Origin of the sequence: Marinifilum sp., from assembly GCF_965230805.1 — a bacterium.
Classification (GTDB): domain Bacteria; phylum Bacteroidota; class Bacteroidia; order Bacteroidales; family Marinifilaceae; genus Marinifilum.
Genome location: NZ_OZ246019.1, coordinates 263,392 through 285,091 on the forward strand (window position 1 = coordinate 263,392; position 21,700 = coordinate 285,091).

19 protein-coding genes are annotated in these 21,700 nt (G+C 33.5%); 1 reads left to right on the forward strand and 18 read right to left on the reverse strand.

Translation table 11 applies throughout. From position 1 onward, the window contains the following. Positions 1 to 215 precede the first annotated feature (215 nt). The 18 genes from ACO05S_RS01070 to ACO05S_RS01155 form a co-directional block, all read right to left on the reverse strand. Positions 216 to 1,382: a mannose-1-phosphate guanylyltransferase gene (locus tag ACO05S_RS01070; RefSeq protein ID WP_421919695.1), complete on the reverse strand. Its 1,167-nt coding sequence runs from the start codon at positions 1,380 to 1,382 to the stop codon at positions 216 to 218. Continuing rightward, positions 1,382 to 1,867, reverse strand: a complete 486-nt coding sequence (locus ACO05S_RS01075) for a D-glycero-alpha-D-manno-heptose-1,7-bisphosphate 7-phosphatase (RefSeq protein WP_421919696.1) — start codon at positions 1,865 to 1,867, stop codon at positions 1,382 to 1,384. The genes ACO05S_RS01070 and ACO05S_RS01075 overlap by 1 nt, the downstream gene beginning before the upstream one ends. Next, the gene (locus ACO05S_RS01080; RefSeq protein WP_421919697.1) at positions 1,864 to 2,562 is read right to left on the reverse strand and encodes a nucleotidyltransferase family protein; all 699 of its coding nucleotides are present in this window, start codon (positions 2,560 to 2,562) and stop codon (positions 1,864 to 1,866) included. Before ACO05S_RS01080 ends, ACO05S_RS01075 begins: the two co-directional genes overlap by 4 nt. Before the next feature lie 2 nt (positions 2,563 to 2,564). Continuing rightward, positions 2,565 to 3,152, reverse strand: coding sequence for a D-sedoheptulose-7-phosphate isomerase (locus ACO05S_RS01085; protein ID WP_421919698.1), 588 nt, complete (start codon positions 3,150 to 3,152; stop codon positions 2,565 to 2,567). Between the two features lie 5 nt (positions 3,153 to 3,157). Beyond that, positions 3,158 to 4,246, reverse strand: coding sequence for a hypothetical protein (locus ACO05S_RS01090; protein WP_421919699.1), 1,089 nt, complete (start codon positions 4,244 to 4,246; stop codon positions 3,158 to 3,160). After that, positions 4,246 to 5,427, reverse strand: coding sequence for a glycosyltransferase (locus tag ACO05S_RS01095; RefSeq protein WP_421919700.1), 1,182 nt, complete (start codon positions 5,425 to 5,427; stop codon positions 4,246 to 4,248). Before ACO05S_RS01095 ends, ACO05S_RS01090 begins: the two co-directional genes overlap by 1 nt. After that, positions 5,411 to 6,538 (reverse strand): glycosyltransferase, encoded by a 1,128-nt coding sequence (locus tag ACO05S_RS01100; RefSeq protein WP_421919701.1) that lies wholly within the window; start codon positions 6,536 to 6,538, stop codon positions 5,411 to 5,413. The genes ACO05S_RS01095 and ACO05S_RS01100 overlap by 17 nt, the downstream gene beginning before the upstream one ends. Beyond that, the gene (locus ACO05S_RS01105) at positions 6,486 to 7,958 is read right to left on the reverse strand and encodes a hypothetical protein (RefSeq protein WP_421919702.1); all 1,473 of its coding nucleotides are present in this window, start codon (positions 7,956 to 7,958) and stop codon (positions 6,486 to 6,488) included. Before ACO05S_RS01105 ends, ACO05S_RS01100 begins: the two co-directional genes overlap by 53 nt. Continuing rightward, complete coding sequence (locus tag ACO05S_RS01110; RefSeq protein WP_421919703.1) at positions 7,945 to 8,772, reverse strand: glycosyltransferase; 828 nt, start codon at positions 8,770 to 8,772, stop codon at positions 7,945 to 7,947. The genes ACO05S_RS01105 and ACO05S_RS01110 overlap by 14 nt, the downstream gene beginning before the upstream one ends. 8 nt (positions 8,773 to 8,780) lie before the next feature. Beyond that, the gene (locus tag ACO05S_RS01115; protein WP_421919704.1) at positions 8,781 to 9,788 is read right to left on the reverse strand and encodes a polysaccharide pyruvyl transferase family protein; all 1,008 of its coding nucleotides are present in this window, start codon (positions 9,786 to 9,788) and stop codon (positions 8,781 to 8,783) included. A gap of 4 nt (positions 9,789 to 9,792) precedes the next feature. Next, positions 9,793 to 11,007 (reverse strand): oligosaccharide flippase family protein, encoded by a 1,215-nt coding sequence (locus tag ACO05S_RS01120; protein WP_421919705.1) that lies wholly within the window; start codon positions 11,005 to 11,007, stop codon positions 9,793 to 9,795. Then, on the reverse strand, positions 11,000 to 11,785 hold the full coding sequence (locus tag ACO05S_RS01125) for a hypothetical protein (protein WP_421919706.1): 786 nt from the start codon (positions 11,783 to 11,785) through the stop codon (positions 11,000 to 11,002). The genes ACO05S_RS01120 and ACO05S_RS01125 overlap by 8 nt, the downstream gene beginning before the upstream one ends. 2 nt (positions 11,786 to 11,787) lie before the next feature. Then, complete coding sequence (gene wecB, locus ACO05S_RS01130) at positions 11,788 to 13,029, reverse strand: non-hydrolyzing UDP-N-acetylglucosamine 2-epimerase (protein ID WP_421919707.1); 1,242 nt, start codon at positions 13,027 to 13,029, stop codon at positions 11,788 to 11,790. Then, the gene (locus ACO05S_RS01135) at positions 13,026 to 13,964 is read right to left on the reverse strand and encodes a UDP-glucuronic acid decarboxylase family protein (RefSeq protein ID WP_421919708.1); all 939 of its coding nucleotides are present in this window, start codon (positions 13,962 to 13,964) and stop codon (positions 13,026 to 13,028) included. Before ACO05S_RS01135 ends, wecB begins: the two co-directional genes overlap by 4 nt. A 3-nt stretch (positions 13,965 to 13,967) precedes the next feature. Next, the gene (locus tag ACO05S_RS01140; RefSeq protein ID WP_421919709.1) at positions 13,968 to 15,437 is read right to left on the reverse strand and encodes a UDP-glucose 6-dehydrogenase; all 1,470 of its coding nucleotides are present in this window, start codon (positions 15,435 to 15,437) and stop codon (positions 13,968 to 13,970) included. A 94-nt stretch (positions 15,438 to 15,531) separates the two neighbouring features. Beyond that, entirely contained in the window at positions 15,532 to 16,662 is a 1,131-nt protein-coding gene (locus ACO05S_RS01145; RefSeq protein WP_421919710.1) for a Wzz/FepE/Etk N-terminal domain-containing protein, read from the reverse strand. 88 nt (positions 16,663 to 16,750) lie between these two features. Further along, the gene (locus ACO05S_RS01150) at positions 16,751 to 17,137 is read right to left on the reverse strand and encodes a GxxExxY protein (RefSeq protein ID WP_421919711.1); all 387 of its coding nucleotides are present in this window, start codon (positions 17,135 to 17,137) and stop codon (positions 16,751 to 16,753) included. A gap of 90 nt (positions 17,138 to 17,227) precedes the next feature. Continuing rightward, positions 17,228 to 19,657 (reverse strand): SLBB domain-containing protein, encoded by a 2,430-nt coding sequence (locus tag ACO05S_RS01155; RefSeq protein WP_421919712.1) that lies wholly within the window; start codon positions 19,655 to 19,657, stop codon positions 17,228 to 17,230. 879 nt (positions 19,658 to 20,536) lie between these two features. Here ACO05S_RS01155 and ACO05S_RS01160 point away from each other — a divergent pair. Further along, a complete protein-coding gene (locus tag ACO05S_RS01160) occupies positions 20,537 to 21,625 on the forward strand; it encodes an MraY family glycosyltransferase (protein ID WP_421919713.1) in 1,089 nt (362 codons plus the stop codon). Positions 21,626 to 21,700 lie beyond the last annotated feature (75 nt).

Sequence of the window (21,700 nt, forward strand, 5' to 3'; positions counted from 1 at the left end):
TGCAAACTATTATTCAAAAGTAAAGCCTCAAAGATTGAATCTTTGAGGCTTTGTTTTTTACTCGTCATCTATTGTCATTGCGAAGGAACCTCCAATTATCTGTCATTGCGAGGAACGAAGCAATCTGTTGATCGTTGTAGTGTCTTTTCTTTTAACGCACTACTGCGATTGGAAAGATCACTAAGCTTCGCTCGTGATGAGAGACCTTTTTTAGCTTAGCTGTTCATAACCGCTGCACGGAATTCCTTAATGCGTTGTTCTTCCTCTTTTTTACAGATCAACAGTACATCATTGTCTTCTACAACAATATAGTCCTGTAAACCTTGAATCACCACATTCTTATCTTTAGGCATATTTACAATGCAATTGTCTGCTTCGAACAAGTGAACTTGCTCACCAACAACTGTATTTCCCTGCTCGCATCTTTCACGTTTTTCCCAAAGTGATCCCCAGGTACCTAAATCAGACCAGCCAAAATCCGCTGGCTGAACAAAAATGTTATCTGCCTTTTCCATTACGGCATAATCAATGGAAATATTGGTACAGGTTGGGAACATTTCATCAATAAATGCTTGCTCCTTTTCTGTATTGTAAAACTCCTCGCCTTTTTGAAAAATGGCAGCAACCTCAGGTACGTAGCTTTCAAATGCTGAAAGAATGCTTTTCAATGACCACAAGAAGATACCGGAATTCCAGTAATAATTGCCAGCTGCAAGATACTCTTTGGCAGTTTGTAAGTTTGGTTTTTCTTTGAAAGCGGCAACGTTTAATGGGTTCTCAGTTATCGGTTGTCGGTTATCTGTTTGCTCTTCATTTGGCATGGTTTCATAAGACTCGCCTTCCGATCCAATATTTGAATTTTTACTATTTACTGATAAGTGATTACTGATTACTGAATCTGCCTGAATATAACCGTATCCCGTCTCAGAACGATGTGGCTGGATTCCCAAAGTTAGTAAAGCATCATTATTAGCCGTGAATTCCAATCCATTTTCAATGATTCGAATAAATTCTGCCTCATTGGTAATCAAATGATCAGATGGCGCAACAACAATATTGGCATCAGGATTTAAGCCTTTGATTTTATAGGCTGCATAGGCAATACAAGGTGCAGTGTTACGCATGCAAGGTTCCAACAAAATGTTACTTTCCAACAATTCAGGACATTGCTCAGCGACCAATTGTTTGTATTTTGCCGAGGTTACAATTAAGATGTTCTCAGCTGGTGATACGGTTTTAAAGCGATCTACAGTCTGCTGTAGCAAACTTTTGCCAATTCCTAAAACATCTAAAAACTGTTTTGGTTTTTCTTCGGTACTCATGGGCCAGAATCGAGATCCTACTCCCCCAGCCATGATGATGATGTAGTTATTCTCTTGCATTACACAATATCATTTATAATATAATTAAAGTCGCCATTAAATAAATAACAGTTATTAACTCTAATTCCAGCATTTATCCCAGATTCAATATCGCTTATTTTATCACCAATTAATATCGAATTTTCTATATCTATATCAAATTCTGATTTAGCTTCTAATATCATGCCTGGGTTTGGTTTTCGACATTTACAATCACCTGTATAATCTGGATGGTGGGGACAGTGATATACTTTTGCAATGTTAACTCCTTCTCTTCCAAATTCCCCTAACATCCAATTTGTTAACGAATTAAAATCATTAACGCTATAATACTTTCTAGCAATACCAGCTTGGTTGGTTATAATTATAATGATATAATCCCTTTCTAGAAATAGCTTACAAAAATCAAATATGCCAGGAATGAAATCAAAATCCTCTATTCGGTGTACATAGTTATATTCTTTATTAATAACACCATCTCGATCTAAAAACAAGGCTCTTTTCATAATCTAAAAGGTAATTGTTGAATAGCCTTAAAATAATCCTCAGGTATACCAATATCTATAAAATAACCATCTGATACCAAAGCTCCAAAAGCTAAATCACACACATATCTTTCCATAAATGAATTTTCAAATGAAAACTTGTCCTTTTTAGGCAGTAATTGAAGGCAAGATTGATTCATTAAATATATTCCTCCATTAATGAATCCAACCTCTTTAAATGTCTTCTCCTTGAATTTAGAAATTTTATTATCCTCAATTTCAACAGATCCGTATCTATCAAAATTGAACATTTTTTTAACTACAATGGAAAACTGACTCTTATTTTGATGGTGAAAATCGTAGAATTGTTTTAAATCAACATCAAAAAAAGTATCTCCATTTACTATAAAAGCAGGCTTATTTCTGTTTTTTAGCTTAATAAAAGCTTTTTTTATAGCCCCACCTGTTCCTAAAGGTTCAAACTCATGAGAATAGTTTAGTTTCATTCCCATAAATTCATTTCCAAAATGTTTTTCTATGGTATCGGCCTTATAACCAACTGCAAGAATTGTATGATCGACACCATTTCTTGATAACCAAGTTAACAAGTACTCTAAAAATGGTTTCCCATTAATATCAGCCATTGGTTTTGGTAAATCATTAACTAACTCTTTTAATCTCGTACCAAAACCTCCAGCCAGAACAATTGCTTCCATACTTATTTCTTTAGGTTACCAAAAATATTTTCTTCCACTATAGAACAAATAATATGACCTATAAGTATATGAGCTTCTTGGATTCTCGGTGTTTCTTTTGATGGAACCTTTATGCAAAAATCACATATATCCACCATTTGACCTCCTGTTTCACCAGTTAAACCAACGGTAATGATATTATTTCCTTTTGCTTCCTTTATGGCTTCAATTAAATTCTTAGAATTTCCTGATGTAGAAATTGCAAAAAACATATCTCCTCCATTACCTTGAGCCTGAATTTGACGACTAAATAATTTCTCGTATCCATAATCATTCCCTATGGCTGTTAATATTGATGTATCTGTAGTCAAAGCTATAGATGGAATTCCTGGCCGATCAAAGTAAAATCGACTTACAAATTCTCCTGCAATATGTTGTGCATCTGCTGCACTACCACCATTACCTGCCAATAAGGTCTTCCCACCCTTTTTATATACTTCTGTACAAATACTAGCTATTTTATCAATCAGTACTATCAATTGCTCATTATCCAAGATTCTCTGCTTGATATCCAATGATTCTGATATCTGTTTTCTTATGAACTCTCTCATTTTACTTAGTTATTATAAGATCTAATCAAGTTGTTATTAATTTCGGCTTTTTTCACATTTTCGTTTTTAAATATTTTCCAGCCGTGACACCCTCCTTCAGAAAAATGAAAATTCATAACCCTTCCGTCAAAATCATTCAATGTTTCAACCACTTCCAATTTGTTTACAGGATCAACGACAAATATCATAAACCCACCACCTCCTGCGCCAGAAACTTTACCTGCTAATGCACCAGCATTTATAGCGGAATCATAAATATTCTCAATCATAGGATTTGAAATCGATTTAGCTGTTTTTTTCTTCTCGATCCATGATCTTCCAAGAATGTTCGCGAATTCATTAACATCACCTTTCAAAATTGCCTCTTTCATCTCGACTGAGCTCTTTTTTAGCTCATGCATAGCATCAATTGTTTTTTCAATTTTTGTGGTGGTATTCTTTTTTTGTTCGTCAATAATAGCTGCTGAGGATCTTGATGCTCCTGTATAAAATAATACCATTGAACTCTCAAGTTCATCTTTAATCCAATTTTTTATTCTTAATGGATTAACGATAACCTTCTTGTCATTGTAAAACTCCATATAGTTAAAGCCTCCAAAGGTCGCCGCATATTGATCTTGCTTTCCTCCACTTAAACCAACATCCTCCCTTTCTATTTCATAAGCTAACATCGCAATTTCATATTCTCCTAATGGTAAATTTAACCATTCGACAAATGCTTTCACCATCGCAACTACCAAGGTTGAGGAAGAGCCTAAACCACTTCCTGCAGGTGCATCCGAATATGTAATCATTTTTAATCCTAATGGTATACCTCCATTATAATCCTTTATGATTCTATTGTAGACACCCTTGTGTAAATCTAGGTTTCCATCTAATTGAAGGCAATCTTTTATTTCAAAGCTATTGAACTCTTTTCTGTCTTTTGTTTCAAAAATAATTTTATCCTCACATCCTGTATCAATTGTACAGTAAGCATACATATCAATGGTAACATTTAGAATCGCTCCTCCGTATTCATCACTATATGGGCTTACATCTGTTCCTCCACCTGCTAGACCTAGTCTCAATGGAGCCTTTGCTCTAATAATCATTAAATATCTATAAGTTTAAATAATTGTTTCTTAATCATATTTTCCGAAAAATTATTCTCAATATATAATTTAGCATTACTTCCAATTGAATCTCTGTAATTTCTATCGTTCAGACACAATTCTATTTTATCTAAATAGTCATTCTTGGTTTTGCAAATTATCAGTTCTTTTTCAGTTTGCACTTTTAAACCTTCAGCGCCAATTTTGCTAGTTATGACACACTTACCTAACATCATAGATTCTAGTATTTTATTCTGGATGCCGGATCCAGAAATCATTGGAGCTATTACAACGTCAGATTCCTTTATTAAATTATATGGATTATCAACAAATCCTGTAATATGAACTCCATCTTGATCTGCAAGATCCATTATTTCCTGAGTAGGGTGTGCCCCAACAACTTTTAGTATCAAATTCTTATTTCTTAACTTTAATGTTGGGAATATTTCTGACACAAAAAACTTAACTGCATCGATGTTAGGCTTATAATTCATTTTCCCAAAAAAACAGATACTATTACTACTCTCCTGTACCGTATTAGAGGTAATTATTTCCGGTACGTAATTACCTACAATCTCTATTTTTTTAAAATCAACATTACGGGTATAAATACTTCTATCAACTTCGGAAATAATTGCTACTTTATTGAACTCTTTAATAATTTCATTTTCATATCGCAGACATTTTCTATATTCCATTTTATACAATTGCTTACTAAACCCATTCGATGTTTTTATGGAATTTAAACAATTCATTGATATTGCATCAACAAAATCTACAACTCTAAATAAATTTTTATGTTTTTCTAGGTATTTTGTTGTTCTAATATGATAGCAAAAAACGCCAGAATATCTTTCTACATTAGCATCTACCCAACATTGTAATTGTTTAGAGTAATAATAATTAACCTGAAGAGGTTGTTTATTAAATAAGCCTATGAAAGTTTTTAAAAAGGACATTTTTTTAGAAAGGCTAAATACTTTTACCTGTTTACAGTATTTTTCCATTTCTACAATATTTTCCTGTCGAATACTTTCATCGGATAATGAAACTAAATCAATTTCATATTTTTGAGATAATAGTTTTATAAAATTATAAACCCTTACCTTGTCTCCACCAATGTGTGGGTATGGAAATCTAGAAGTTAAAATTAATAATCTCTTTTTATTTGATAATTTCATGAATTACTTTTTTAGAATTTTCCCATGAATACTCAGCATACGCTTTACTAGCATTATCTGCTAACTCTTTAATATCATATGATTCTATATTCTTTAAAAGATTTCGAACTTCATTTAAATCATAATTTACAACAAAACCACACTCTTTCTGCTCAACTATCTTGTCAATACTGGTATTATTAGCAACGATAATTGGTCGTCCAATCATAAATGCTTCGAACATTTTATTTGGAGATGCTATTTGATTATGTTCGAAACTAGGATCATAAACTATATAGGAAAGATCTACCTTTTCCAAAAGTCCCAAAGCTTGATTTTGTGTTAATTTTCCTATAAAGTGAACATTATCATATTTTCCTGCAATTTGCTCAATTTTAGGCTGTAATTGTCCCCATCCAGCAAAATAAAAATCTATTCTATCTCCAAATTCCACAGCTAAATCTAATAGATAATCAATTCCTCGCTCTTCACTAAAGCCTCCATAATATGCAATATTAGTTTTATCTTTATTAATATCAATATCCAGATATTCAATGTCAGAAAGAGAAATATTAGGTGCATTATTAATATACTTAACTTTATTATGGAATTTCTTTGGGATATTATTTAATCTATTTATATCCGGAAGAACAATGTATGAAGCAGCATCATATATCTTTAAATATAATTTTTTTATGATTTTTCTTAAAAAACTTGGTATCGGACTTTTAAAAGTTTCGATGTAATCTGCAATATCAAAATAACTTATTCCTTTAAAATTTTTCATTAGGTTTCTTATCGGAAAACCTGAATCAAAATCACAAACATAAAGTAAATCAATATTGTTAATATTTGACTTAATAAGTTTTTTCAAACCTCTCGAATATTTAATTCTATTACCCAAAGAAAAAATACCTTTTCCATAAGGGGCATATCCTGTTTTAATTGAGATTAGGTTAAACTGATTACCAAATTTCTTTATGCTATCCTCCAATCCTTGACCGCTGAATTCTCGATCCCAATATACTATAGTTACTTCGAATTTATTCTTATCTAATTCTTCTGCAATTTTTGTTAGTCTAGGTGTATTTAGGGCTGCCGTCCATACAAACCATATGCTTTTTTTCTTCATAATTATAAAATATCGATAATAAAATAATTCCTGTTAAAAACATTAATTCTACTCTCCAATTACTATTTAATAATCCCAATGGTGCGTATAAGAAACAGTACGGAAACATTAAAAAATCTTTTGTTAGACTTCTTTTTTTAAACGAAATAATTACTACTACTAAAAAAATAAAACAATAGCATAATAACCCAAGTATTCCACTTTTTAAGTAAAAATAATTTAAAAATGTATGAGGCCTTAAATACTTTCCTATAGATAATTCCATTGGTGAATAATCCGATTCATTTAAAACTAAATCTATTGGGTGATTCTTATATGTAAAAAAACCACCAGGTCCTTTCCCAAGCAATATTCCTAAAAATCCATTATCCTCATTCTCGGAATGTATGTTATAAAATTCGTAAACACGAACTTTAGGTGATGCGGATATTTCACCAGAGCCAATATTTTGAAAAAATGATAACTTAAAATTAATAAAGTTGTATAATGGCTCATTAATCTTTGGTAAAATTAAATGAAATGATAAACTAAGAATAAATAATGCTATTATAGAATTATACAATGGGGACAATTTCTTTTGAACGAATATTTTAATAATAGCATAAACAAAGAAACATATTATGAACGAAATTATTGGACCTCTACCGTTCGGTATCATTGCCAATATGAATAATAGTAATTCCCAATAACTAATTTTGTAATTTTTAATAAGAATTAATGAGAATAAAACAGGGGCAATTAATACTACATCGGTATTCCAACCTAACTTAGGAATTCCTAAGATTAAATCAATTATAATGAACACAATGGTTCGAATACCATAAATATAACACACCAAAATTAGAAGGTTTGTTAGTCTATTATTAAAATCCTCACTTGATTTAAAGTAATTCCTATAAACATACGCTACAATAATGGATCCGAACAAAACAATTGGAAACTTAAAATCAGATAATATATGTCTTATCTCAACATATTCACCAATGCTAATCCCAAAAACAAGTCCAAAAATTAAAATAAAAACTAAAAATAGGGGAAAAAGGATCGGTAGAAAAAGAACTTTTTTTACTCGGAAATTTGAACTTCTTAGAAAAGAAATTATTAATATAAAAAACAAATTATATAAAAGAAGTGCGAAACCTGAAAAAGTAACTGACAAAGGTGTATAATAAAGAGATATATCATCAACGGTATAAGTGCTTATAATATCCCGATCAAAAGCTGGAATTATTAAAAAAGAAATAAATAGAATTTCGAATCCTTTTTTTAAATTCCAAAAAGATATTAATCCTAAAACAATTGTATAAGCATATGAAATCCATAACCCAATCATTGAAGTTGCTAGAAAATCTAAATAAACAGCAACTATCAAAGAGATTACGCAAGCAACTTTTAATAATCTACCTTTAGGAACGTCCATAAAGTAATCCTTTAATATACCCTATTTGATAGAAGAACATATGAAAATAAGCTATCTTAAAACCACCTGAGAAAATTCCCTTTTTAAAGAGTAAATTAACAGGCAAAATCATGAGAGGAATTCTAATAATGAATTTCAAAAGATCAATTCGATTAAATCCATCACCCCTACCATAACCTATTTGCTTTTGTTTTAGTTCCAATAGATCCTTCGGTCCTTCCCATTTTATAATGGCATTAGAATTAAAATAAAACTTAGCATTAGCCTTTTTCAAATTTATATTGAATAACGTATCTTCAGCGGTTAAGGAAGTTTCAGGATAACCATTAACTTGCTTCCATATACTTCTTTTAAAAGCTAAATTCCTTGATGAAGGTTGATAAACATTTTCATGTAATGCATAAGGCTCATATTTTTTTTGAAAATCATTTTTAATAAAAAATTTATTCTTACCCATTACTACATCAATATCTTTATCAATGGTAAAAGGTTTAACAATCTCTTCTAACCAATTATCAGTTAATACACATCCTGCATCAGTAACTGCTATAATATCATAATTGGCATTCTTTATAGCCACATTTCTCCCTTTAGCTACCGGACTTACCGAGTATTTCTTACTGCATGTCTCATCAACGATCAATTTAATATTGAGGTCTTTATTTTCTTCACTAAATTTTTTTATAAGATCAATTGTTCCATCATTTGAACCTCCATCCACAATAATAAACTCATCTGGAAGTTTTGTTAATAATCCATACGACTTTAGAAATGCAAGAATATTTTCACCTTCATTATATAAGGTAGTAATCATTGAAATCTTCATAAAATATTTGCTAGAGTTTTATTTATAATTTCTTTCTGTTTCTTAATATAACTTTCTGGTCTCTGATAATTTTTAAATACAGATGTTATCATTGAAAAATTGATCAATTCATAAACATCCTTTAATCTTTCATCCTGTCCACAGGATTTTAAGTAATACTTTATTTTTGGAGAGTAATTAATAGCAATATTAGGAATGTTGTATAAGTCTGAAAAAACAGCTAAATGCAACCTCATCCCAAAATGGAAATCCATTTTAGTTAAATAATCTAAAACATCTTCAGGTTGTTGAGGATTTAATAACTTAACTCTAGGAGAATTTAATTTTCGTTTTATAACATTTAGAAACATATATTCGCCATTACTTCCAGTTTGAGCAGGTAGCAAATTAATTATTAAATCCTTATCATCATGTAAAATCGATTTTATTTGTGCCACATAAAAATCGATTAACTTATTATTATTAATATCTCCAAGCAGGTTAACCGAAATCTTAGTTATAGATGTTCTTTTCTGAATATCATTTTCAAAATCCAATAAATAAACAGGATCAGCTGTTAATCTCATCGACCTATTATTTTTACCTGCTGCATGCAATGAATATTTATCCCGAAAATAAATTCCATTTGACAGTTTTAAAATAAGTTTATAACATATCTTATGAAGCCATGACTTAAAATTTCCTTGGCCTACGCCAATAAAATAAAATTCTTTTCTTAGGATTAAACGTATAAAGATGAAATTAAAGAAGAGACTAAGAAAGCCCGGGTTTGAATAGAAACAAGTTCCACCTCCCCAAATAACTTTATCTACATTTCTTAACTCGAAAATTCTATTTCTTCTAGTTGGTTTGTAGTATTTCACCCTTCCGTCATGATCATCCAGTAACTCTGTGTTGGAAAAAACTACAACTTTATTGGCTTTTATGTTCTCAGAGAATGCTTTACACATTAGTTCATCTCCAAAATTCCCAAATCCATAATATCCTATTAAAGCAACTTTCATTGTACTATTTCTTAATCTTATTATACAGTTTATTAATTAGGAAAACAACAATCCCCCATCCGAAAAATCTGGCCACAAAAGCTCCTAAAGCAATTGAGTATAGTCCTAAATAATCTTTTAAAGCATAAGTAACAATAAATTGTAATGGCACCTGAATAAAACGTAAAATGACAATCTGTTTTTCAGCTTTTGCAAGTAATAAACTTTCAAGCGGTAAAATAAAAATACTACCGCTAAAAGCAACTATTAGTATTTTGAATATAGGTATCGCTTGATTGTATTTTTCTCCAAAGAAAAATGGGAGTATAAAATCAACGGAAAAAACAGCAATTAGAACCAAAATAATAACAATAGGCACCAATTTTTTTAAATGTCGAAACATTTGTCTGAAATATGTTATATTTTCAGAGTTCTCAGCACTAAATTTTAAAAGCACAGACATTAAGGCGTTGGAAAATACAGGAAAAATTAAAGCTAGTGTATTGGCTGCTGCATAAATTCCAATCTCATGTTCCGTAAAGAAAAATTTTGTAAATATAATATCCAATCGAACACCCAAAATAGTTATACTATTTAGGAGAGCGAATGGTATTAATGTTGTTTTTAATTTGCTCCACTGAAGTTTTTGCCTACTGATAGCTTTATCCTTAAATTTCCAACTAATTAATAGTAGAATGGCCGACGAGATTACATAAATATAAACTACACTAGAATACTCTATATTACTACCCCAAAAAAGATAAAATAGAATAAATAAACCTATTTTGGATAGATTGTTAAATATATTCAGTAGATTATACTTACCCCATTGTCCAGCACCTTGTTGATAAGAAGTATTTATTCTATATACTAAAAATAATACAGTACCAGTAAAAAGTAAAAAACTTATTTCTAAGGTTATACCTATTAAGTTTCGAAACCCAATCAATAATATTAACAAGAGTGGTGCTATAAATATCAAATACCGATTAAAAAAAACTATTATAGAATGCATAGTCTCCTTAATTTGTCCATTCCCAACTTTATTGGGATAGACTACGATGGTATTAGCAAATCCAAGATCTAACACCGTTACGAATACTATAAGTAATGTATAAAAATACATAACCTCACCATAGTCTGCAACACTGCAACTCCGTGCCAACATTAAATTAAATAAAAAACCTAACCCTGCACCAAGAGCATTGCTACTAAATACTCCTGCAATCTTTTTAATCATTACTTGATTTTATTGTATAATTTGCATTAAACACTTTAAGGTTATTAATTACAATATTTGAAACAAGAAGCTTTTGTTTGGTCTTTTTATAGTTTAAATAATTAAAAGACGAATAATGGTCACAAGAATCTTTTACAACGGGAATCGATCCTAATTGTATAGCCTCAAAAAACCTGTAAGTCCATACATAAACTCCCTTTGGGCAATATATTAATTTAAATCTTCTCATTTCTTCGAAGTATTCATCATCTAGAAACTTGAAATCTTTATTTCTACCACGAGCTGTAAAGCAAAAATACACCTTTGAAGTTTGTATAATAAACTCTCTTTTTCTTCTTAGTACTGAAATTACAAGTTTAATAACTGCCTTAAAATCTGATATAACAATAAAACACCTTAGACAATCCCATAATCTATCTTTCGTTAATAGACCTCTAAAGTATAGTTGATCCAATTTGTCCTCAACTGATTTAAAATACGTATTTTGAATATACTTTGGGTATATCAATGGAGCCTTAAATTTCCCCACTATATTTGTTGATGGACTTTTATGGTCAATTTTAATTAGCACCTTCTCACTAATCTTATCTTCATCTACACCAGCGATATATTCAGTTTTAAACTTAATTATATTTTCAATTTCTTTATAAAACCATCCATTTTCGCTATCCACAATAAATATAGAATTTGATTGATTAGCTTCAACAAAACTCAACCCAGCTAAAAAGCATTGTATTCTATCATCATCAAATTTTAGCAGAACTCGCCTATCCTTCATTATTAAACTACATTTAAGTATTCAATTATTTTTACCGAAGCTGTTCCATCTCCATAAGGATTATTCGCTTCAGACATCAAAGAATATGCCGTTTTATTGTTTAATAAATCCGACACTTCATTTATTATGCTTTCTTTATTTGTACCAACCAATTTAACCGTTCCAGCAGAAACTCCTTCTGGTCTTTCTGTAGTATTTCGCATTACCAAAACTGGTTTACCTAATCCTGGTGCCTCTTCCTGAATACCCCCAGAATCTGTTAAAACTAAATATGATTGAGACATTAAATATACAAAAGGTAAGTATTCAAGAGGTTCAATGAAATGGACATTATTTATAGAATCTTGTTGATTATCGTTAGAGTCAAATACCTCTTGGATTGGTTTACGAACATTCGGATTCAAGTGCATAGGATAAATAAAATCCACCTCAGGATGACACTTCGCTAACTCCTTAATTGCATTACAGATATTTAGAAAACCTTCACCAAAATTTTCCCTACGATGTCCAGTAATTAAAACAAGCTTACGTTGTTCATGATAAACATCCAAAATACTATTATTAATAGAAGTAAAATCAATCATTGGTGTTAATTGATTACTCATATAGAAATTAACAATTTCCCTATTTAGTCCACTTGCTAATAACTTTGCCTCAACTTGTACTTTTAGATCAGATCTTTCTTCAATTTGATTCAAAACCATAAATAAGGCATCAATCACTGTATTACCCGTCACAAAGATTTTATTTTCTGAAACTCCTTCTCTAATTAAGTTCTTTTTACTGGTTTCCGTTGGTGCGAAATGATAATTAGCTAAACGTCCTGTTAATTGACGATTTGCCTCTTCGGGCCATGGAGAATATAAATTATGAGTTCTCAATCCAGCTTCGACATGTCCAACAGGAATTTGTTGATAAAAAGCGGCTAATGCAGATGCCGTTGAAGTAGTCGTATCTCCATGCACTAAAACCAGATCAGGTTTTGCTTCGGATAAAACATCACGCATTCCAAGTAACACACGAGAAGTAACATCATATAAATCTTGACCCGGTTTCATTAAATTTAAATCATAATCTGGAACTACTTCAAATAATTCCAGAACTTGATCTAACATTTCTCTATGCTGAGCTGTTACACAAATTACAGGCTCAAGATTAAAATTATTTTTTTGGATATATTTAATTATAGGAACCATTTTAATAGCTTCTGGTCTGGTACCAAATACAAACATTACCTTCTTCATCTCAATTTTTCTTTAAAGTATTCAATAGTTTTTTCTAAACCATTATCTAATTTTATTCTTGGTTCCCAAGCATCTAATTTTTCTTTTGCTAAGCTGATTATTGGTTTTCTTTGCAATGGATCATCTTTAGGTAATTCTTGGAAAACCAATTTCGAATTGGATTGAGTTTGTTTAATAATTTTCTCCGCCAACTCAATCATAGTAAATTCACCAGGATTTCCAATATTCACTGGACCTACAAACGTATCTTCACTTGCCATCATTCTAATCATACCTTCCACCAAATCATCAACATACTGAAAACTTCTTGTTTGTTTTCCATCGCCATAAATAGTTATATCATCACCCTCTAAAGCTTGCACTATAAAATTTGAAACTACACGTCCATCATTTGGATTCATTCTAGGACCATAAGTATTGAAAATTCTAATGATTTTTATTTTTACATCATTTTGATTGTGATAATCCATGAATAAAGTTTCAGCACAACGTTTTCCTTCATCATAGCATGAACGAATACCAATTGGATTCACATTTCCCCAATAAGATTCTGGTTGTGGGTGCACTTTAGGATCGCCATAAACTTCACTAGTAGATGCCTGTAAAATTTTAGCATTGACTCTTTTGGCCAATCCTAGCATATTGATGGCTCCCATTACAGAAGTTTTAATGGTTTTAATCGGATTGTATTGGTAGTGAGGAGGAGAAGCTGGACATGCCAAATTATATATTTCATCAACTTCGGCAAAATATGGTTCTGTAACATCATGACGCACCAATTCAAAATATGGATTATCCATTAAATGAACAATATTCTCTTTACTTCCCGTAAAGTAATTATCCAAGCATATTACCTCATTTCCTTCCTTCAATAATCTTTCACAAAGATGGGAGCCGATAAATCCAGCTCCCCCCGTCACTAATATCTTCTTCATCTACTAGTTGCCTTTACCTATATTATAAATTTCAAAACCAATTACATCCAATTGGTCTTTATCAACAATGTTTCTACCATCAAAAACAAATGCAGGTTTTAACATTTCATTGTATACTTTTCCCCAGTCGTAAGTTTTGAACTCATCCCATTCAGTTAGTACTGCAATGGCATGTGCAGATTCCATAGCGGTATAAGGATCTTTGTGAACCGTTACCAATGAACGAATTTCTTCCATGGACAATGTAGAATATTCAACAGATTGCTTCGTTTCACTCGCAATGACAGTTTGCGGGCGACGATTTGTTTGTAAATATTCCAAGTCTGCATATATTTGTTCTTCTGATACCTTAGGATCGTAGACATGAATTTCTGCACGGTCCTGTAGCAGTTCATCGGCAACATAGATAGCTGCTGATTCACGGGTGTCATTGGTATCCTTTTTGAAAGCCCAACCTAGGAAAGCAATCTTCTTGCCTGAAACGGTATTGAATAATGTATCAATAATATTCTTTGAAAAACGGTGCTTTTGGTAATCATTCATTTTGATCACCTGCTCCCAATAGTCTGCTACTTCAGGTAAATTGAAATGACGACACAGGTATACCAGGTTCAAGATGTCTTTCTGGAAACATGATCCCCCAAAACCAACTGATGACTTTAAGAATTTTGCCCCAATTCGAGAATCTTTTCCAATAGCATGAGCAATTTCGTCAACATCAGCACCAGTTTTTTCACACAAAGCAGATATTGCATTGATGGATGACACTCGTTGTGCTAAGAAAGCATTGGCAGTCAGTTTTGACAATTCAGATGACCAAACACGAGTGGTTACAATATTTTCGCGAGGTACCCAGTTTAGATATACATCCACCAAGGCCTGAACAGCAGCTTCTCCTGATTCTGTAGGAGCTCCCCCGATTAAGAATCGGTCAGGATTGTGCAAATCCTGGATAGCTGTTCCTTCAGCCAAGAATTCTGGACTTGATAAAATTTCAAATTTCACACCATTTCCTGTAGAATGCAAGATGGTGCGTAATGCTTCTGCCGTACGAACAGGAAGAGTGGATTTTTCCACAATGATTTTATCGTCTTTTGCCACTTTGGCAATCTGGCGAGCACACAATTCAATAAACTTCAAATCTGCAGCCATCCCTTTCCCAACACCATAGGTTTTGGTTGGGGTATTCACGGAAATAAAAATCAACTCTGCTTCATCAATGGCTTTTTCCACATCTGTAGAAAATTTCAGGTTACGACCACGAGCTTCAGCCACTACTTCAGCCAATCCTGGTTCGTAAATTGGCAATTTATCTAAATCAGCATCGTTCCAGTCTGCAATACGTTGTTCGTTTAAGTCTACCACATGCACATTAATGTGTGGACATTTTTGCGCAATGACAGCCATGGTTGGACCACCTACGTAGCCTGCGCCAATACAGCAGATGTTTTTGATTGATTTTACTTTGTTCATTTTATGCTTTTGTTATTTTGTTCTTTGTTTGTTGTTATTTTCTTATTGTGTGAGATTCCTCGACAAGCTCGGGATGACTGCATATTCGAGTTAACTACGACTCATTACTCCATTGCTCTTGAATAGAACCCAAGAATTCACGTCCAAACACCATTCCAACACCAACAATTCCACCTAGGAAAGTCCAGATCACCAAAATTATGGCACGTTTCGGTTTTGATTTTAATAATGGAACTGATACAGGTTCAATTACTGTGAATACCGGCGTATCTTCCTTTACTTGTATTTTTTGAGTTTCCAATTGTTTGGCCAATTCTGAAAACACATCGTATACCAAATTGTATTCGGCAGTTAGGCGTTCTTGTTCTGTTTGTGCCAAAGCCGTTGTGACATTTTTATTTCTGTCACGAAAGTTAGCCAATCTTTGTTGAGCTTCTTTAGCTTCTTTTTCTTTCTCTGAATATCGTTCCTCCACAAAAGCCAATTGATCCTTTGCTTTCTGTATTTTAAAGTCGGTAATAGCATCCTGTAGAAGCATTTGAGCTTTTTGTACCATTTGTGCAGCTGGTTTAGCCTGAGGCATTCTGGCAGATAGTGAGATGTAACCGTCTTTCTCGTTGAATTCTATTGAAAGCTGGGCTGAAAGGATTTCGATTAGTTCTTTTTCATCTTCCGTGATTGATAACAAGTTGTCGGTTGTCGGTTGTTGGTTTTCGGTTGTGGCTTCGCCACGGATGGCACCAAGAATTAGGCCGGGTAAGCCAATCGTATACTTCTTAATATATCCAAACAAACCTGGACTGTGGATTTCTTCGTAGTAGTGAGCGAATGTTACCTGTTCTGTTTGTCCTTCGATAGAAAGAGGGGTTTTCATCAATTCCTTTTGGAAAGGGATGCTGTTAACAATTTTAGGATAAAGTGTTGGAGGGATTTCTGAACCTCCCATTGAACCTAGATTGATACCTGCCATAGCTGCCAGTCCTCCTAAGCTACCACCTAGTTTGCTTCCGCCTTCCGCGGATTGGGGTACCATGGTACATGATGCGGTGTATTCTTTTTGCGAGAAAATGGCGATGAATAAACCTAGCACCATAAATATCAATGTAGTTTTGATTACGGTGCGTCGCCCTTCCCATAGGGTTTTGGCTAATTGGATTAGGTCGATTTCGTCTTCGTGCTCGGAACGAATTGCATCGGTTTGTTTTGTGTCTTTTATATTGGTCATACTGCGTATTCTATGATTTCGCGGATTAAGGCGGATTTCGCGGATATTGGCGTTTTCACATTTAATCAGCGTCCTTTGTTATTTTTTATTACTTATTTACTGTATTAATGAATCGTTTGTATTTCAGCGATTGCTCTCCAAAGTTGATTAAAAATCCTAATTGATATCTGGTTGCTTTTAAATAATTAATTGTTTGTTGTTCATCAATCTTCAATAAACAAGATTTACTTTTTATTTCTACTATAATCGAATCAAAGCAGACAAAATCCGCTTTAAAATATTTGTTCATTTTTTGACCGTCATAAAAGAGCTCTATCTTTTTCTCTTTGACAAACGGAATTTTTCTTTTTTCTAATTCTTTTGCCAATGCTTCAGAATACACACTCTCCAAGAAGCCAGCACCTAAATTCCTATGAACCGTCATGCACGCCCCAATGATACTGTAGGTTTTATCTGCTTCAATCAATTTCGACATCCGTGAAATCCGTTTTAATCCGTGTAATCTATCTTTAAGAGATCCCTCGACAAACTCGGGATGACTGCAAAAGCTCAAGGCCACTACAAACTATCTTGTAGCTACTGCTATTGCCGTAACCAAACTTGCCAATGTTGAAGCAATAGCCAACCACCTGCTTGCGTTAGCAGCCTTATCTACTTCCGGTTTTTCTGGAACAATGATTTCGCAGCCGGGCTCGATTCTTGGGAAACGTCTTCCCAACAATCCTCCTTTTGTGGCTGCCGTTGTTCCATTGGCATATAACACGTAAACTTTTCCTTTCTTGGCTCTTTGCGCAAAACCACCAGAACCTAAAATGTAATCTTTCGCTTTTTTCTTGTTTATATAGGTATGAGCTACAGGATTCAATACTGAACCTGACACCATAACCGTTTCCAATTTTGATGGAACCATTAACTGATCACCATTTAAAACGTGTAAATCTTCCACACATCCGGGTTGGGACATGATTTTTGGCAAATCTATTCCTACAATTTGATATTTTACTTTTTCAACATCACCAGGATTCATGGTTGTATCTTGCATGGCGATGGCCAATTTGGCTTGGTACTCTGCATCAGTCAACTCAATCCTTCTGCGCAATGACGCTCCTTTTACATAGGCTTCTGGCGTAATACCACCTGCTCTTCTTATTACATCTGATACCTTTTCATCCTTACGGGTAATTCCATAATCCCCGGCATACATCACTTCTCCTCGAACATTTACATTTGATTGAGGACGATATCCCGGTGCACGGCGAATGTATACCTTGTCGAAAGCGTTTAATGTAAAGGCAGCACCTTCTGCATCCAGCTTTAAATTGCGATCCAGTCCATACTGGAAAGTATGTAATAAGGATTTGCTTAGCTCTTTGGTTTCGTTATAGTCCAAAACCCTACTTACCTCTACAGAACTCACCTCTGCATTTTCAAGGAAACCACCAGCTTGGAATATCAGGTCGGCGATTTTCATGTTCTCGGCCCAGGCATATGTTCCTGGAAACTGAACCTCTCCAACAATTTCAACTGTGCGAGCTTCACGTAAATCGAAAATGGAAGAAATTTGCACCCTGTCTTCTCGTTGTAATTCGATATCTGCCTTTCCGCTTACTACATCGCGAACCGAGAAAGAGATGGCTTCCAGACTTAAATCATCTTTCTTGCGGGTAATTACGGCACGTTCCAAAAAGGCTTCCTCTTTTAATCCTTCTGCCTTTGCAATCAATTCAGAAAGTTTCATTCCTTCAGTCAGCTGATAATCACCAGGGCGATATACTGCACCAGAAATGTTGATACGGTTTTCGTAACGTTCTGTAATGGCACCTGCTTTAATGAAATCTCCATTCATCAATGTAATTTCGGCATATTGATCAGCTGATACATCTACAAAACTCAAGGTACGCGTATTATTTCGGTACAAATCCAAACGGTGCGTATAAGCTTTATGGGTAAATCCACCTGCGTAACGCAAAATATCTGCTACAAATTCGCCATCTTTTGCTTCGAACAGTCCCGTGCGCTTGAACTCACCAGCTACTTTAATGCGATTCACGTATGGACGAACCATTACTACATCCTGATCGCGCAACTGTACGTTGTTTTGTGTCTGTCCATCCACAAGGTAAGCATACACATCAACCGAATTGATTACTTTTCCATCACGAATCAAATCGATCACACGGAAAGATCCATTTTCGTTTGGACCACCCGCCAAATACAAAGCATTAAAAACTGATGCAGTAGCAGGTAATGAATATGTACCAGGCAAATTCACCTCTCCAATAACATTTACCTTCACTCCTTTTAAAGCGCCAAGGCTAACATCGGCAAAAGTATTTGGCTGATCGCCTTTCATTCCATTGTAAATGGATATTAATCTTGATTTTATTTTTTTGCTTGCATCAGCAAAGCTCAATCCATAAATATTTACAGGTCCTAAATCAGGAATAACAATTGATCCATTCTTCTGTACTGATAAAACATATGTTTGCTGAGAGGCTCCGTAAACAGAAATGTTTACTTCATCGCCAATACCTAAGGCATAGGAATCAGAAACCGGCACATCAACATTTGGCGCAAAACTTAAATTCTCTGAATTGAAAAACTGGAAACCAAAAATTTCCTTGTTCTTTTTCGTTGCTTTAAATGTCTTTTTTGGACTCACCTCAACAATCGTAGTTGATCCATTTGATGATTTCCTAACACTTCCGACTCCTTCTGCACCTGATTGCTTATTCAGCTTATAATCCCTTATGCGCTGAGCCATTTGATCAATTTGCATTTGAGATGCACCGCGTGCACGAGCCAAAGCCATGGCTTCTTCCAGACTCATCCCATTCTTTTCCATTTCGGAAATAATTTTCTCAATTTGCTGTTCGCTTAAGGCGTTCACATTTACTGTGGCAGGATTGATATTGGTGTTTTGAGCTTCTACTCCTAGTAGACAAGTAGAAAAAGCCAATATCATTAATAAACTTTTTCGAAATAATCGAATCATAATTCAATACTATTATAATATGCTTAGGTTATACCTCATTATTTAATCAAACCGTATGAGCTTGATAAAACCCCACTTTAAGATGATCAAAGTTTTTTACGGTTGCGCAAAAATAAAAAACTGTTCCTCAATTCCCTAATTTTCACTCTGTTTTTGTGTTATATTTTTATAACATATTTTTAACAATGAAGTAAAATCTCAAAATCCAGGATCCCAAACTCAAACCTCAATGATCTAGCCCCAGTTTGAATTGATCAAAGGTCGGGTTTAGATGATAAAAAATACACTTATCTATTTTTAATCATTCTTTTTAGATCAATCGGAATAAGCATTAAATTTTTCCACTGTTCGACCATTTGTCCATTTGACTTTTCAACTATTAATCTTTTGCGTGCAATAGTAGTAAGAATATTCCAATAAAAAAGCTGCCAAAAGTGTCAAGTTAGATCGACCCATAAAACAACACTCATAATCAGACTCTAAGGCTTAACAAAATCAATTTCCTTTTTTTTCATATCTCTTACTTGGCTCTCATCTTATTTGTAAATATGACTTCTATAGAGACCTCATATTGTTAGGGTTTGCAATCGTTTTAAATCCTTAGTATTATCGGATTATTATTTTTTGAGTAGTGATAAGCAATTGTTTTTTTTAGATTAACAGAAAAAACACACAAAAAATATGTAAGAAATTATATTCATTGGAACTAATTTCTTACTTTCGCGTAGGGTAAAGATGATTCAATTCGGTTAGGCTATGTATATTTAACATTGAATTCATCTAAATTGACACATTTGACAGGCGAAAAATGCATTTTAATTTAATACATTTGCGCACACAATTGGTAGGTTAAACTAACACACTCAAAACAAAATTTATATGTACCCGTTCACACACTACTTCTACATTGCGGCCAGTTTTGTTTTTTCCTTGCTATTATGCTATAAGGTAATTCCTTCTGTAATTCAATTGGCAAAAAAGAAAAAACTATACGATGAACCAAACCATCGATCTTCTCACACCACAGTAATTCCATCGCTTGGAGGCGCAGCCATCTTTCTTGGTTTTTCTTTATCCATTCTTATTTTCAGCAATGGTTTCATGATTCATGAATTGAAATACATTGTAGCTGCTACAATTATCATGTTTGGGCTGGGAATTAAAGACGACATCATGGAGATTGCTCCAAAAACCAAGTTAATTGGACAAATTTTTGCCGCACTTGTCGTTATCATTATGGGTGATATACGGTTTACCAATTTCCATGGAATATTTGGAATTCACGAAATCAACTATTTCTTGAGCGTCCTGTTTACTGTATTTGTAATCATTGTAGTTACCAATGGATTTAATCTGATTGATGGCATTGATGGACTGGCTTCTGGGATCAGTGGCCTATGTGTTGCCAGCTTTGGTGTTTGGTTTTTTATCACAGGTAACTATGAGTACGTTGTATTATCAGCAGCGCTTCTTGGTGCTTTAATATCTTTCTTCCGATTTAATGTTTTCGGGAAGCACAACAAAATATTTATGGGTGATACAGGTTCCTTAATATTGGGATTATTGATTTCCATATTAATGATCAGATTTAACGAGTTAAATGTTTATCCTGATTTTGCTTACGCAATTCAGTCAGCTCCGGCAGTTTCCATCGGAATTTTAGCAGTGCCTTTATTCGATACCGCCCGCGTGATGATCATTCGTATCAAAAATAAGAAATCACCCTTTCACCCAGACAAGAACCACGTGCATCATCGCATGATTAACTTAGGTTTCAAACATGCGGCTGCAAGTGTTCGAATCATGGCCGTTAATATTCTTTTTATTGTGGTAGCTTTTTCCTTAAGTAATATTGGGAACGAAGCATTACTTACAATAATTATCGCTATGGGAGTTTTCTTCTCCTGGCTGCCTTCCTACCTTCTAAAAAGAAGAGACAAAAAACAAGCTGAAATTCAAACTGCATAAAATTTTATTAAGAGGATTATAAAACGCTCTCATCTTTTGAGGGCGTTTCTTCGTTTAAAGTCTTGAAGAGTCTAG

Excerpts from the sequence above, each read along its gene's own strand:
- ACO05S_RS01125 (WP_421919706.1), bottom strand. The coding sequence starts at position 11,785 with ATGAAGGATAGGCGAGTTCTGCTAAAATTTGATGATGATAGAATACAA.
- ACO05S_RS01110 (WP_421919703.1), bottom strand. The coding sequence starts at position 8,772 with ATGATTACTACCTTATATAATGAAGGTGAAAATATTCTTGCATTTCTA.
- ACO05S_RS01070 (WP_421919695.1), bottom strand. The coding sequence starts at position 1,382 with ATGCAAGAGAATAACTACATCATCATCATGGCTGGGGGAGTAGGATCT.
- ACO05S_RS01135 (WP_421919708.1), bottom strand. The coding sequence starts at position 13,964 with ATGAAGAAGATATTAGTGACGGGGGGAGCTGGATTTATCGGCTCCCAT.
- ACO05S_RS01115 (WP_421919704.1), bottom strand. The coding sequence starts at position 9,788 with ATGAAAGTTGCTTTAATAGGATATTATGGATTTGGGAATTTTGGAGAT.
- ACO05S_RS01095 (WP_421919700.1), bottom strand. The coding sequence starts at position 5,427 with ATGAAATTATCAAATAAAAAGAGATTATTAATTTTAACTTCTAGATTT.
- ACO05S_RS01075 (WP_421919696.1), bottom strand. The coding sequence starts at position 1,867 with ATGAAAAGAGCCTTGTTTTTAGATCGAGATGGTGTTATTAATAAAGAA.
- ACO05S_RS01155 (WP_421919712.1), bottom strand. The coding sequence starts at position 19,657 with ATGATTCGATTATTTCGAAAAAGTTTATTAATGATATTGGCTTTTTCT.
- wecB (WP_421919707.1), bottom strand. The coding sequence starts at position 13,029 with ATGAAGAAGGTAATGTTTGTATTTGGTACCAGACCAGAAGCTATTAAA.
- ACO05S_RS01120 (WP_421919705.1), bottom strand. The coding sequence starts at position 11,007 with ATGATTAAAAAGATTGCAGGAGTATTTAGTAGCAATGCTCTTGGTGCA.
- ACO05S_RS01145 (WP_421919710.1), bottom strand. The coding sequence starts at position 16,662 with ATGACCAATATAAAAGACACAAAACAAACCGATGCAATTCGTTCCGAG.
- ACO05S_RS01105 (WP_421919702.1), bottom strand. The coding sequence starts at position 7,958 with ATGGACGTTCCTAAAGGTAGATTATTAAAAGTTGCTTGCGTAATCTCT.
- ACO05S_RS01090 (WP_421919699.1), bottom strand. The coding sequence starts at position 4,246 with ATGATTATTAGAGCAAAGGCTCCATTGAGACTAGGTCTAGCAGGTGGA.
- ACO05S_RS01080 (WP_421919697.1), bottom strand. The coding sequence starts at position 2,562 with ATGGAAGCAATTGTTCTGGCTGGAGGTTTTGGTACGAGATTAAAAGAG.
- ACO05S_RS01140 (WP_421919709.1), bottom strand. The coding sequence starts at position 15,437 with ATGAACAAAGTAAAATCAATCAAAAACATCTGCTGTATTGGCGCAGGC.
- ACO05S_RS01085 (WP_421919698.1), bottom strand. The coding sequence starts at position 3,152 with ATGAGAGAGTTCATAAGAAAACAGATATCAGAATCATTGGATATCAAG.
- ACO05S_RS01160 (WP_421919713.1), top strand. The coding sequence starts at position 20,537 with ATGTACCCGTTCACACACTACTTCTACATTGCGGCCAGTTTTGTTTTT.
- ACO05S_RS01100 (WP_421919701.1), bottom strand. The coding sequence starts at position 6,538 with ATGAAGAAAAAAAGCATATGGTTTGTATGGACGGCAGCCCTAAATACA.
- ACO05S_RS01150 (WP_421919711.1), bottom strand. The coding sequence starts at position 17,137 with ATGTCGAAATTGATTGAAGCAGATAAAACCTACAGTATCATTGGGGCG.